Annotated in this window: 13 protein-coding genes; all 13 read right to left on the bottom strand. The window is 33.6% G+C overall.

Annotation, left to right across the window (positions count from 1 at the left end):
• Window positions 1-313: 313 nt before the first annotated feature.
• Window positions 314-1,747 (bottom strand): leucyl aminopeptidase family protein, encoded by a 1,434-nt coding sequence (locus BMX64_RS07880; RefSeq protein WP_091169730.1) that lies wholly within the window; start codon window positions 1,745-1,747, stop codon window positions 314-316.
• A gap of 164 nt (window positions 1,748-1,911) precedes the next feature.
• Window positions 1,912-2,517, bottom strand: a complete 606-nt coding sequence (hisIE, locus tag BMX64_RS07875) for a bifunctional phosphoribosyl-AMP cyclohydrolase/phosphoribosyl-ATP diphosphatase HisIE (protein WP_091169726.1) — start codon at window positions 2,515-2,517, stop codon at window positions 1,912-1,914.
• A 50-nt stretch (window positions 2,518-2,567) separates the two neighbouring features.
• A complete protein-coding gene (hisF, locus tag BMX64_RS07870) occupies window positions 2,568-3,323 on the bottom strand; it encodes an imidazole glycerol phosphate synthase subunit HisF (protein ID WP_091169723.1) in 756 nt (251 codons plus the stop codon).
• The gene (gene hisA / locus BMX64_RS07865; RefSeq protein ID WP_091169717.1) at window positions 3,317-4,045 is read right to left on the bottom strand and encodes a 1-(5-phosphoribosyl)-5-[(5-phosphoribosylamino)methylideneamino]imidazole-4-carboxamide isomerase; all 729 of its coding nucleotides are present in this window, start codon (window positions 4,043-4,045) and stop codon (window positions 3,317-3,319) included. The genes hisF and hisA overlap by 7 nt, the downstream gene beginning before the upstream one ends.
• A 98-nt stretch (window positions 4,046-4,143) precedes the next feature.
• On the bottom strand, window positions 4,144-4,731 hold the full coding sequence (hisH, locus tag BMX64_RS07860) for an imidazole glycerol phosphate synthase subunit HisH (protein ID WP_091169714.1): 588 nt from the start codon (window positions 4,729-4,731) through the stop codon (window positions 4,144-4,146).
• A 77-nt stretch (window positions 4,732-4,808) separates the two neighbouring features.
• The gene (hisB, locus tag BMX64_RS07855) at window positions 4,809-5,945 is read right to left on the bottom strand and encodes a bifunctional histidinol-phosphatase/imidazoleglycerol-phosphate dehydratase HisB (RefSeq protein ID WP_091169711.1); all 1,137 of its coding nucleotides are present in this window, start codon (window positions 5,943-5,945) and stop codon (window positions 4,809-4,811) included.
• 196 nt (window positions 5,946-6,141) lie between these two features.
• Complete coding sequence (locus BMX64_RS07850; protein WP_091169710.1) at window positions 6,142-6,564, bottom strand: DUF2846 domain-containing protein; 423 nt, start codon at window positions 6,562-6,564, stop codon at window positions 6,142-6,144.
• A gap of 17 nt (window positions 6,565-6,581) precedes the next feature.
• Entirely contained in the window at window positions 6,582-7,634 is a 1,053-nt protein-coding gene (hisC, locus tag BMX64_RS07845; RefSeq protein ID WP_091169707.1) for a histidinol-phosphate transaminase, read from the bottom strand.
• The gene (gene hisD / locus BMX64_RS07840; RefSeq protein ID WP_091169703.1) at window positions 7,624-8,916 is read right to left on the bottom strand and encodes a histidinol dehydrogenase; all 1,293 of its coding nucleotides are present in this window, start codon (window positions 8,914-8,916) and stop codon (window positions 7,624-7,626) included. Before hisD ends, hisC begins: the two co-directional genes overlap by 11 nt.
• Window positions 8,917-8,994: 78 nt before the next feature.
• Window positions 8,995-9,852, bottom strand: coding sequence for an ATP phosphoribosyltransferase (hisG, locus tag BMX64_RS07835; protein ID WP_091169699.1), 858 nt, complete (start codon window positions 9,850-9,852; stop codon window positions 8,995-8,997).
• A 277-nt stretch (window positions 9,853-10,129) separates the two neighbouring features.
• On the bottom strand, window positions 10,130-10,639 hold the full coding sequence (locus tag BMX64_RS07830; RefSeq protein WP_091169695.1) for a DUF2231 domain-containing protein: 510 nt from the start codon (window positions 10,637-10,639) through the stop codon (window positions 10,130-10,132).
• 55 nt (window positions 10,640-10,694) lie between these two features.
• Entirely contained in the window at window positions 10,695-11,813 is a 1,119-nt protein-coding gene (locus tag BMX64_RS07825) for a VIT1/CCC1 transporter family protein (RefSeq protein ID WP_091169692.1), read from the bottom strand.
• 16 nt (window positions 11,814-11,829) lie between these two features.
• Window positions 11,830-12,945, bottom strand: a complete 1,116-nt coding sequence (locus BMX64_RS07820; RefSeq protein ID WP_091169689.1) for an efflux RND transporter periplasmic adaptor subunit — start codon at window positions 12,943-12,945, stop codon at window positions 11,830-11,832.
• Window position 12,946 lies beyond the last annotated feature (1 nt).

Genomic DNA, 12,946 nt, shown 5'->3' with positions numbered 1-12,946 from the left:
AAATATAATCTCAAAAAAATTATTTTTCAGGATAGGTTTGAACATGTTTCTGTAGCAATTTATTTTCTTTTCCACGAATTTCCATAATCACTTTATTCTTTTCAAAATCAAATTTCAACAGTCCAAAATTTATTTCTTTGACGAATAAATAAAAGTATTTTTTTCATGTGAAGATACTATTGAATTCTTTAGGTTTTAAAATTTTATTTTGCGAAGATATAAAAAACCACCTGTTAAAGGTTTAAGTAAACTTTAATAAAAAAGCGATTATCCCTTTTGAAATAATCGCTTTTTTAATTAAAATTTTGATACTCTATAAATTTTCAATGAATTTAGTCAATAAGTGTACACCATAGCCAGTTGCATGATTGCTTTTAGCAAATTCATCTTCATTAAATGTCACACCGGCAACATCTAAATGTGCCCAAGCAGTATGTTTCTGAGTAAAAAATTCCAAAAATTTGGCTGCGCTTATGGCTCCGGCTACCGTTTTTCCGTTAAAATTTTTTACATCGGCAATATCGCTTTCAATGTCTTGTTTATAAGCTTCCCAAAGTGGTAAAGGCCACAAACGCTCTCCAATTGCATCTCCGGTTTCTTGTAGTTTCTTAGCTATTTCTTCATTATTCGTAAACAAAGCACCACATTCAGAACCAAAGGTACTAATGCTGCTTCCCGTAAGTGTTGCTATATCAACAATATATTCTGGCTTAAAATTCTTGATTAAATACGATAAGCCGTCGGCTAATACAAGTCGCCCTTCTGCATCAGTATCGATTATTTCTATGGAATGTCCGCTGTAACTGTGAATTACTTCACTTGGCAAAAAGGATTTGGCATCAACAGAATTTTCGGCGCAAGGGACAATCGCGGTAACTTTAACGGGTAATTGCAAATCCGCAATCAATTGCATGGCGCCAAGTACTGCCCCGGCTCCTGCCATGTCGCACTTCATGTGAAGCATCCCAGATATTTTTATATTTATACCACCAGTATCAAAAGTGATTCCCTTCCCAACCAGTCCAACATGTTTCATAGAATCCACTTCCTCTTTTGGTGTGTAATTCATAATTATAAATTGGGGTTCATTTTCACTTCCTTTTCCAACTGCTAAAAAGGCTCCCAAACCTACTATTTTTGAAGCTTCATAACCCAAAACCTCTACTTCAAATCCATATTTTTCACCGGTATCTTTAGCCCAAGTCGCCAGGTATTTTGGATTAACCGTGTTGGGAGGCAAATCGACTAAATGATAAGTCGCTAATTGTGCACGGGCAATTTTAATTCCTTTGTTAGCTGCAGCCAAATAATCCTTTTCAGAAACTAAATTTAAGGTAAAATCAGGATTAAGAAATGGATGTAACGTTTTATCCGACTTAAAATGACCTAAATCATACGTTCCTAAAAGCAGTCCTGAAATCATAGATTCTACTTGATTATCATCGAATTGTTGGGGTATAATTAAAGCAACATTAGAACTAAAACCGTCTTTTTGGTTTGATGAAATACGACGAAAAATAGTCTTCAATTCTTTATAATCTATCGTTTTTCCCAGGCCAATAAAAACGTATGTATTGTTATTTTTTTCAGCAAGATAATGTGTATCTTTTTTACCAAAAAAAACTTTTGATGTTACTTCTACTTCATTATAAATTATAGGAACAATACTTTTTTCATAGGTTTCGAAAACCGGAATCAAAATAGTGCCTGAAAAATTGTCTACGCTTATTACTGTATTTGTTTTCATTTTTATCTTTATCAAATTGAAAAAATAATAAATTTCAAAGTTTTATGAAATTTATCAAAATATATAGTAAATATAGTGGATTGCATTTGGAAATAAAAGAAAAAAGGAAACCCAATAGCGAATCAATTTTGCTATTGGGTTTTTATAAATGAAATTTAAATATACTAATTTTTCTTTTGACGGCTTTTCAAAACTTCAACAACATCATTTAGTTTAAATCCTTTGGCTTGCAGTAAGATAAGATAGTGAAAAAGTAAATCGGCACTTTCGCCTAAGAATAAATCGTCATTCTCATCTTTTGCTTCGATAACCACTTCAACGGCTTCCTCACCTACTTTCTGTGCAATTTTGTTCATTCCCAATTTAAATAAGGAAGCCACATAACTTTTCTCAGAATCCGCATTTTCTTTTCGAAGTTGAATCGTATCTTCTAACGTTGTTAGAAAGCCATAATCAGACTTATTTTCGTCAGCCCAACAAGTTTCAGTTCCTTTATGACAAGTAGGTCCTTCCGGTTTTACCTGTATCAATAAAGTATCATTATCACAGTCGTTTTTGATATCAATCAGATTCAGAAAATTACCACTTTCTTCGCCTTTTGTCCAAAGTCTTTGTTTGGTGCGACTATAAAAAGTTACTTTTTTAGTGTCCATCGTTTTTTGATACGCTTCAGCATTCATGAAACCCAACATCAAAACCGTTTTGGTTTCGCTGTCTTGAATGATAGCTGGTATTAATCCGTCTGTATTTTTTGAGAAATCTATGTTCATATTTTTAGTCTAAAGTTTTAAAGTCGAATGTCTTAAAGTCAAAAAAAAAATTAAATTCGTACTTCGATATTGTTATTTTTAAGGGCTGTTTTTAATGTCTTGATTTCAATTTCTTTAAAATGAAATACGCTCGCGGCCAATGCTGCATCTGCTTTTCCATCCAAAAAAGTATCTACAAAATGCTGTATGTTTCCCGCTCCACCAGAAGCAATAATCGGAATATTAACTAATTCCGAAAGTCTAGCCAAAGCTTCATTAGCAAACCCGTTTTTAGTTCCGTCATTATCCATTGACGTGAATAAGATTTCACCTGCGCCGCGATCTTCAACTTCCTTTGCCCAATCAAATAAATTCAATTCGGTTGGTACTTTTCCACCCACTAAATGAACAATCCATTGACCGTCAATTTGCTTTGCATCAATCGCAACAACGACACATTGGCTTCCAAATTTCTGTGCCAAATCATTGATCAACTGTGGGTTTTCTACCGCAGATGAATTAATAGAAACTTTATCAGCTCCGTTTTGCAACAATATTTCAACATCTTTTACAGATGAAATTCCACCACCAACAGTAAACGGAATATTAATAGTCGAAGCTACTTTTCTAACCAAATCAACTAAGGTTTTTCTTCTTTCTTCCGTTGCCGAAATATCCAAAAAAACCAATTCATCAGCACCTTCATCCGAATATATTTTGGCTAATTCAACCGGATCTCCTGCATCCCGTAAGTCCACAAAATTAACACCTTTTACGGTTCTTCCGTTTTTTATATCGAGACAGGGAATAATTCTTTTTGTTAACATTTTTCTAAAATATAGTTTTCCAATTGTTTCAATGAAATTCGTCCTTCGTAAATTGCTTTTCCGATTATTGTTCCTTCACAACCTAATTCGGCTAGTCTTGGCAACTCGTCAAAAGTAGAAATTCCTCCTGAAGCAATCAATTTTATTCCTTTGGCTTCAGCCAAAATTTTTGCATATAAATCGAAAGATGGCCCTTCAAGCATACCGTCTTTGGCAATATCGGTACAAATTACGTACTGAATTCCTTTGCTTTGGTAATCCTGTATAAAAGGAATCAAATCTTCGTTTGAATCTTCCAACCAACCTGAAACAGCTACTTTTTCATTATTAGCATCTGCTCCCAAAATGATTTTATCAGAACCATATTTTGCAATCCATTTTTCGAATAGTTCTCTATTCTTCACGGCAATACTTCCACCGGTTATTTGATTCGCACCACTTTCGAAAGCAATCTTTAAATCGGAATCCGATTTTAATCCACCGCCAAAATCAATTTTCAATTTGGTTTGTGTAGCAATTTGCTCCAATATTTTGTAATTTACAATTTGGCTCGACTTTGCTCCGTCTAAATCAACTAAATGCAAGTATTCGATTCCGTGAGCTTCAAATGATTTCGCCACTTCAAGTGGATTTTCATTGTATATAATTTTGGTATTGTAATCGCCTTTTGACAAGCGAACACATTTTCCGTCTATGATATCTATCGCGGGTATTATTCTCATTTATTTATAATTTAAAGATTTAAAAATTGAATTATTTAAAGATTGACATTGTTAGTTAAAGAAATTTTGACTCTCTAATTTTTCAATCTTTGAATTTTTCAATCCTTTAATTTTAAGAAATTTGCTAAAATTTGTTCTCCAACATCTCCGCTTTTTTCCGGATGAAATTGTGTTCCGTAGAAATTATCCTTTTGTAAAGCTGAGGCATATTCAACTTCATAATTCGTTGTAGCAATGGCTTCAGGACAATTAGGAGCATAAAAACTATGTACTAAATACATGTATTCATTTTCATTAATTCCAGTAAATAAAGGCGATTTCAAATTATAAATTTGGTTCCAGCCCATCTGTGGCACTTTCACTTTTGGCGTGAATTTGATTACATCAACATCAAAAATTCCTAATCCTATGGTATTCCCTTCCTCTGATTTGTTGCACATCAATTGCATACCCAAACAGATTCCCAAAACGGGTTGTTTCAAGGTTGGGATTAATACATCAAGACCACTATCAATAAGCATTTTCATTGCAAAACTAGCCTCACCTACACCTGGAAATATAACCCTATCTGCAGCTTTGATTTCTGTCCAATCGTTACTCAAAATAGCTTCAAAACCTAACCTTTCAATAGCGAATTTTATGCTTTGAATATTTCCTGCGCCGTAATTTATGATTACTATTTTCATTTTAGTTTTGTTTCAAGTTTAAGGTTTAATGTTTAAAGTTGCTCGAGTCAACCTGAAACTTTAAACTTTAAACAATTTTACAACATTCCTTTCGTGCTCGGCAAAATCATTTTTTCTGTATCACGCTTTACGGCAACTTTTATAGCTTTTGCAAAAGCTTTAAAAATAGCTTCTATCTTGTGATGCTCGTTCGTTCCTTCTGCTTTGATGTTGATGTTAGCTTTAGCACCGTCCGAGAATGATTTGAAGAAATGATAAAACATCTCCGTAGGCATTTTACCTACCATTTCTCGTTTAAATTCGGTTTCCCAAACTAGCCAGTTTCTACCTCCAAAATCAATAGCCACTTGCGCTAAACAATCGTCCATTGGTAAACAAAAACCATAACGTTCTATTCCTAATTTATTCCCTAATGCTTTCGCAAAAACTTCTCCAAGTGCAATCGCTGTATCTTCAATTGTGTGGTGTTCATCGACTTCTAAATCACCTTTTACAAGGATTTCCAAGTCCATTTGTCCGTGACGTGCAATTTGGTCTAGCATGTGATCAAAGAACGCAATACCTGTTTCAATTTTGCTTTTTCCTGTTCCGTCAAGATTTAAATTAATGAAAATATCCGTTTCATTCGTTTTTCTAGAAATGGTTGCAGAGCGTTCTTCTAATTTCAAAAACTCGTAAATGGTTTTCCAATCAGTAGTTTGCAAGGCAATAACCGAATCCAATTCGTGTCTTTTAGACGATATTTCATCACCTCCCAAAGCTTCATCTTTGTTAATGAAAATCGCTTTTGAACATAAGTTTTTGGCTAATTCTACATCTGTTATTCGGTCTCCAATGACAAATGAATTTTCCAAATCATATTCAGGATTGTCAATATATTGTGTCAACATTCCAGTCGCAGGTTTACGAGTCGGTGCATTTTGGTACGGAAAAGTCTTATCGATAAACACTTCTTTGAAAACCACTCCTTCATTTTCAAACGCTTTCATGATTAAATTATGAACGGGCCAAAAGTTAATTTCCGGATGGGAATCAGTTCCTAAACCATCTTGATTCGTAACCATTACCAATTCAAAATCCAATTCCTTTGCTATCTTACCAAGATATTGAAAGGCATTTGGATAAAATTCTAATTTTTCAAAACTGTCAAGTTGGTAATCATTTGGCTCCAGAACCATTGTTCCGTCGCGATCTATAAAGAGTATTTTTTTCATTTAATTAATTATGCGCTATGCTAATTTAAAACTAGCTATTTGTCTCTTATTTTATTTTGTCTGTGTATCAATTTTTTGGGGCGTTTCCCTGTGGGTCGGGCTATACGTTCCCGCTTTTTTACAGTCTCGTTCCTCTACTCTAAAAAGTGCTCCACTGCTATCCCTAACGCAGAGTAGTAGAAATCTATTTTAAATATTACAAACATTTAGTATCCTCTGTCATATTGGTCATTTTGGATTTAGCTGTATTCTCAGTCACTTCTTCACAGTAAATATTATTTATCAATATCCCAGTTTCAAATACAAGCTGAACGTAAGTTATTTTACCCGGCTCGACTTGAATTACAAATTTTTCAGCTTTATCTTTCGAGACTTTACCGCCAAATTGCACAGAACATTCATGCTTTCCGGCAGGAACTTCGTGAATAGAATATTTTTTATTGTTCAATTTGCAAACAAATTCACCGTCTATAAAAGTTTTAAAGGCAACTGCTGATCCCTGAAAACCTGTAGAACGCAAAAAATAAATTTTGCCAGTTTCAACATTGGTACTGTCTTGAGCCGAGGCAAGTGAAGCAAAAAATAAAGTAACAATTAAGGTAAAAATAGATTTTTTCATTTTTGGTTGAGTTTATATTAATTAATTTCTTTCAAAGCTACTATTAATTTCATATTTTCCTGTTCTGTTCCAACTGTCAAACGCAAACAATTATCACATAATGGCTGGGTTGTTCGGTTCCGGATTACAATTCCTTTCGCAATCAATTCATCATATATTTTATTGGCATCATCCACTTTTACTAAAATAAAATTAGCTTCTGTTGGGTAAATTTTCTCAATAAATTTAACATCAAGTAAAACTTTAAGTAACTCATCTCTCTGCTCTATAATAGAATCAATTTCAGATTTTATTTTTTCCGGATTATCCAATCGCTCCAAAGCTCTTTTTTGAGTCAATTCATTCACATTATATGGAGGCTTTATTTTATTTAAAACCGAAATTACTTCCGCAGAGGCATAACAAATCCCCAATCTAATTCCTGCCAAACCATACGCCTTTGATAGTGTTTGAGTAATGACAAGATTTGGATACTCATCTAATTCATTGATCCAACTATCTTTCTTTGAAAAGTCAATATAGGCTTCGTCAATTACCACTAATCCTTTGAAATTTTGCAAAAGATACGCAACACTTTCATCCGAGAATGAATTCCCGGTTGGGTTATTTGGAGAACACAAAAAGATAATTTTTGTGTTTTTATCAACAGCTTCCATGATTTTCTCAATTTGCGGTTGAAAGTCTTCTGAGAGTAAAATTTCTTTGTTTTCTACTGCATTAATATTCGCCAAAACACCATACATTCCGTAGGTTGGTGGCAAAGTGATTACGTTATCTGTTTTTGGCTCACAAAAAGCTCTGAATAATAAATCCAAAACTTCATCACTTCCGTTACCTAATAAAATTTGATTTGTTTTGACATTTCTTTGTTTTGCCAAAACCTCTTTCACACTTATTTGTTGTGGATCCGGATAACGGTTTACACCATTTTCAAACGGATTTTCATTGGCATCCAAAAAAATCATATCAGCCGTATCAAAATCCTCAAATTCATCACGAGCCGAAGAATAGGGTTTCATTTCCTTAACGTTTTCTCTGACCAAATTATTTATGTCGAAATTATTTTCCATCTTCAATCGCTTTTAATCGTAATGTAACTGCATTTTTGTGTGCTTGTAATCCTTCAGCTTCTGCCATAATTTCGATAGCTCTACCGATATTTTGTATGCCTTTTTGAGTTATTTTTTGAAAAGTCATCGCTTTGGTAAAACTATCCAGATTTACACCGCTGTAATTCTTTGCATAACCGTTAGTTGGCAATGTATGATTGGTTCCGGAAGCATAATCACCTGCACTTTCAGGGGTATAATTCCCTATGAATACAGAACCCGCGTTTTGAACACCATTGCTATAAAAATCATCATATTCAGAGCAAATAATAAAGTGTTCTGGTCCATATTCGTTGATTAAATCCAAAGCAATTTTGTCATTTTTAACAAAAATCAATTTAGAATTCGCAATGGCTTTTTCTGCAATAGCTTTTCTTGGCAACGCTTCCATTTGTATTTGAATTTCAGTCTCTACAGCATCAATTAATTTTTTGGAAGTAGAAACTAAAATAACCTGACTGTCCGCTCCGTGTTCTGCTTGTGACAATAAATCAGAAGCTACAAAAGCCGGAACTGCAGTATCATCAGCAACAATCAATAATTCTGATGGTCCAGCCGGCATATCGATTGCGACACCAAATTGTGTAGCTAATTGTTTTGCCACAGTCACAAATTGATTTCCAGGACCAAAAATTTTATATACTTTCGGGATTGTTTCTGTTCCAAAAGTCATTCCTGCAATAGCCTGAATTCCACCTACTTTTAATATTTTTGTCACACCACATAAATTTGCAGCGTACAAAATCGCAGGATTTATAACTCCATTTTTATCCGGTGGCGAACAAAGAACAATTTCGTTACAACCAGCAATTTCTGCAGGAACAGCAAGCATTAAAACAGTAGAAAATAAAGGTGCGGTTCCGCCAGGAATATACAATCCGATTTTTTGAATCGGTCTTTTTTCCTGCCAACAATTTACTCCTTCAATTGTTTCTACAGCAACTCTATCCGTTTTTTGAGCAATATGAAATTTTGAAATATTAGATTTTGCTAATTCGATAGCTTCTTTTAACTCTGGAGAAACGGAAGCAATAGCTTGCTCAATTTCAGCTTTAGAAACTTCAATTGTATCGATTTTGGCACCATCAAAAAGCGAGGTGTATTTTGCAACAGCAACATCACCTTTCTTTTGAACTTCATTGAAAATTTCTTTTACAGTGGCTTCAATGTCATCAATAGTTTTGGTAGGACGTTCTAAAATTGAAGACCACGATTCTGCTTTGGGATTGTATATTTTATTCATTTTAATTTTATTCAAAGATTAAATAATATAATTATTCCGTTTTTTAAACTCATAATTCATAAACTATAATTTAAAATTTTAAAGCACCATTTTTTCAATTGGACAAATTAAAATTCCTTCAGCTCCCGCTTCTTTTAGTTGATCAATAACATCCCAGAAAGTATCTTTATCGATTACAGAATGAACGCTGCTCCATCCTTCTTGTGCCAAAGGCAAAACCGTCAAACTTCGTAATACAGGAAGAATTTTACCAACTGCCTCAATTTTGTCATTTGGCACATTCATCAAAATGTATTTTGATTTTCTTGCTCTTAAAACCGATTCGATTCTGAATTTTAACGTGTCAATTATTTTTTGAGATTCAGGACTTACTTTTGGAGAAACGGCTAAAACTGCTTCACTTTTAAAAATAACTTCAACCTCTTTTAGATTATTCTTGAATAAAGTACTTCCGCTAGAAACAATATCAACAATAGCATCAGCAAGACCAATGTTTGGGGCTATTTCAACCGAACCTGAAATTTGGTGAATATCTACAGTTACACCTTTCGAATTAAAAAAATCAAGCACTGTTTTAGGATAAGAAGTCGCAATACGCATACCATCTAAATCTTTAACGGATTTGTAATCAAATGCTTTTGGTACAGCTACAGAAACTTTACATTTTGAAAAACCTAATTTTTGAATTACTTCAATATTTCCGCCTTTTTCGACTAATAGATTATCGCCAACAATAGCAATATCTACAACTCCATCAATTAAATATTGAGGAATATCCGAATTTCTTAAATATAAAACTTCTAAAGGAAAATTGGATGCTTCAGCTTTTAATTGGTCAATACCGTTATCTATTGAAATACCTGCATCTTTTAAAATTTGAATGCTGTCTTCGTTTAAACGTCCTGATTTTTGAATTGCAATTTTTAATGTACTCATTTTGTTTTTTTATTTTTGTTTAAAATATTTTGATTGAGTACAAATAATAGGTAATAAAAAAACCCGTTTGATGTACTCAAACGGGTTTTTAGAATATGATGATTTACACACATACCATTAACACATCGCTTGAGAGCAATAATGAAAATGATGATGATGCAATTGATTTATAAACATTTTGTGTGCTTTGTTTTAATTCTTTTGCAAATATAAGAGATTAATTATTTACAAAACAATTTTTATTGTAACTTAAATGCTAATTTTTGTTAAATGGATATTATTCTTCTAAGTTTTTGTATTCTTTTTCCACAGGTGTATTCTCATTTCCCGGCACAGAAACAGCATTATTTTCTCTAATTTCTGTATGACGAATTTCTCCTCCCGAAGTCCCAACATTTATCGACATAATTCCACTTATCAATGCTAAAACAAGCGTAATAAAGGAAAATATTTTAGCCAATCGGAACTTTTTTACAGTCGCTATTAATGAAATCAATGCAAAAACTCCCGTTACATAAAGTACTAGAGCAAATTTCTCCGCTAATTCTTCATGTTCATGGATAATTGCTTTACCAATATTTGGAAAATCTTCCACCATTTCCTCTGCTCCCTCGCCAGTTCCCATACTGAATGCACCAAAAATAGCTGCAACAATAAACAAAACGTACGCAGTATTTTTTATAGAATTGTTCTTTAAAAATATTCCTGTAATTAAAATTCCAATTCCAAAAAAGGTTCCGATAATTGGAAAATGATTTACGACCATGTGTAAATGAGCATTATTCATATTTTTTTTATTTAAAGTTTAATACTATTTAATATTTTTTAATATGTTAATTATTTTATCCCGCCAGTGAAACTCCAATCAGGGAACCTATTCCATAAGTTACGGCTGCAGCCAGTAATCCAAAAGAAACTTGTCTAAATCCAGAAAACAAAATACTTTTTCCGGTCAATAAGGTTATTGCGGCGCCAATTCCAAAAAGTCCAACAACACTGCTTCCCACACTCAATAAAATGGCATTTTTTCCGTCCAAAAACATAAAAGGATACAATGGAATAATGGCTCCAATGGCAAAAAGTACGAATGAAGCTATTGCTGCTTCCCAGGCTGAACCGCCTAATTCTTCTTTGTCAATTCCCAATTCCTCCGTAATAATTGCATCTATTGCTGTTTGAGGATTTTCAAAAGCTTTATCAGCCAGTTTTTGTGCTTCGACAGCATTCATTCCTTTGGCCTGATACAATAAAACTAATTCTTTTTTCTCTTCTTCGGGAGAAGCTTCCAATTCTTCGGTTTCCAAATCAATTTGGCGCTGGTTTAATTCTCTGGAACTTTGTACCGAAAGCCATTCACCCAAAGCCATTGAAATTGCTCCTGCCAAAAGTCCCGCAATACCAGTTAATAATATCGTATCATTAGAAACGGCTGCTCCAGCAACTCCCATGACCAAACTCATATTAGAAACCAATCCATCATTAGATCCTAAAACGGCGGCACGCAATGCATTTCCGCCTACTGATTTATGCCTGCTTTCAAATTTAGACAATAAGCCACCGGAAACATTCAAGGCAGCATTATTATTTACTGCTTCAATAATATTAAGATGATTGTGCTCAAAACCTGTTGGTTTCTCTCCGCTTTTAAGTTTATTTTTAATTGAATTTACGGCAAACTGCTTTTCTATACTGGAAAGATTGCTAATAATAGAACTGTAGCCAAAGATTTTACCCAACTTTAATTGGAATTTTGCTCTTCCTGAAGGCGAAGGCATTTTATAATTTGGTTCCAAAGTCAACACTTTATCAAACATGTGTTTCGCGTGTCCTTTCTCAATTTCACCCAAACTCAATAATACTCTTGAAAGATTATCATCCGATTGAATAGCGGCAATACTGTCATATAAAAAAGCAGTATCAACCTCTGTTTGCAACTGATCTTTAAGTTTTTTCAAGTCCATTTTATTTACTTTTTAATTAATTAGCTAAATCGAATACCCCTTTTGTCAAAATTCTTGAAGAGGCATTAATTGCAGTATTGGGAAGTATTTCCACAAAATTTTCAGACTTCTCGCCTATTGTAACGCTTACTTTCTTGAATGAATACCCGTTTTTTTCATTGTCCAATAAAAGTACGAAATTTTTGTTGTTTTCAATAACTAATGCTTCAGAAGGAATTGCTAAACCTTTTTTAGCATCGATAATTATTTCAGCTTCTACAAACATTCCCGTCAACAGTTTTTGTTTTATGGCATCGTCTAAATGTCCGTGAATATTAATCGTTCTGTCATTTCCTTCTATTGATTTTCCAACCAAATGTACTTCGGCATTAAAAACATCTTTTGAAGCTTCAGGAACTTTAAAATGTATTTTTTGCCCAATTTTCACATTCAAAATATCTTTTTCAAAAACGGCCAACTCTAAATGCAAATGATCCGTATCGACAATTTCTAAAATCACATCCGAAGGTGCTACATACATTCCCACATTGGCATTCATGATTACGATATCACCCGTTATTGGAGAAAAAATAGTGATTGTTGAAGTCAAAATTCCTTTCTCTACATTTCTAGGATTAATGTTCAAAAGCAATAATTTGGCACGTAAACTTTGATGCATTGCCTTAGCTCTTCTGTATTCACTTTCTGCTTTTAGGTAGTTTTTTTGCGAAGTTATTTTTTCATCATACAAGGTTTTTTGTCTATCATATTCCGATTTCAAAAAATTTAGTTGCTCCGCCACTTCCATATAATCTTTTTGAATATCAAGAAATTCGGTGTTCTGTAGCGTTAATAAAGCCTGTCCTTTTGTGACTTTATTTCCAACCAAAAGCGTCGTTGATTTCACATAACCGCCCATAAAAGTGTTCACTTTAGCTCTGTTTTGTGGTGGAACATCAATTTTCCCTGATGCTTTTACCGTTACATCAAAATCCTGTTCTGTTGGAGTCCCAATCTCCATTCCCGAAGACTTGAATTGGGCGGAAGTTACAGTTGTCAAACCGTTATCTTTTTGTTCGACTTCTTCTGTTTTTGAATCTTTGCAAGAAAATAAAACAAGAGATAAAGCAATTATATAGAGTAATTTTTTCATT

It is taken from the genome of Flavobacterium sinopsychrotolerans (assembly GCF_900110375.1).
GTDB lineage: Bacteria > Bacteroidota > Bacteroidia > Flavobacteriales > Flavobacteriaceae > Flavobacterium > Flavobacterium sinopsychrotolerans.
Note: the sequence above shows the minus strand (reverse complement) of the source record. Positions and strands in the feature narration are given on the sequence as shown.

Coding starts and splice junctions, on each gene's coding strand:
- BMX64_RS07880 (WP_091169730.1), bottom strand. CDS start 1,747: ATGAAAACAAATACAGTAATAAGCGTAGACAATTTTTCAGGCACTATT.
- hisIE (WP_091169726.1), bottom strand. CDS start 2,517: ATGAACATAGATTTCTCAAAAAATACAGACGGATTAATACCAGCTATC.
- hisF (WP_091169723.1), bottom strand. CDS start 3,323: ATGTTAACAAAAAGAATTATTCCCTGTCTCGATATAAAAAACGGAAGA.
- hisA (WP_091169717.1), bottom strand. CDS start 4,045: ATGAGAATAATACCCGCGATAGATATCATAGACGGAAAATGTGTTCGC.
- hisH (WP_091169714.1), bottom strand. CDS start 4,731: ATGAAAATAGTAATCATAAATTACGGCGCAGGAAATATTCAAAGCATA.
- hisB (WP_091169711.1), bottom strand. CDS start 5,945: ATGAAAAAAATACTCTTTATAGATCGCGACGGAACAATGGTTCTGGAG.
- BMX64_RS07850 (WP_091169710.1), bottom strand. CDS start 6,564: ATGAAAAAATCTATTTTTACCTTAATTGTTACTTTATTTTTTGCTTCA.
- hisC (WP_091169707.1), bottom strand. CDS start 7,634: ATGGAAAATAATTTCGACATAAATAATTTGGTCAGAGAAAACGTTAAG.
- hisD (WP_091169703.1), bottom strand. CDS start 8,916: ATGAATAAAATATACAATCCCAAAGCAGAATCGTGGTCTTCAATTTTA.
- hisG (WP_091169699.1), bottom strand. CDS start 9,852: ATGAGTACATTAAAAATTGCAATTCAAAAATCAGGACGTTTAAACGAA.
- BMX64_RS07830 (WP_091169695.1), bottom strand. CDS start 10,639: ATGAATAATGCTCATTTACACATGGTCGTAAATCATTTTCCAATTATC.
- BMX64_RS07825 (WP_091169692.1), bottom strand. CDS start 11,813: ATGGACTTGAAAAAACTTAAAGATCAGTTGCAAACAGAGGTTGATACT.
- BMX64_RS07820 (WP_091169689.1), bottom strand. CDS start 12,945: ATGAAAAAATTACTCTATATAATTGCTTTATCTCTTGTTTTATTTTCT.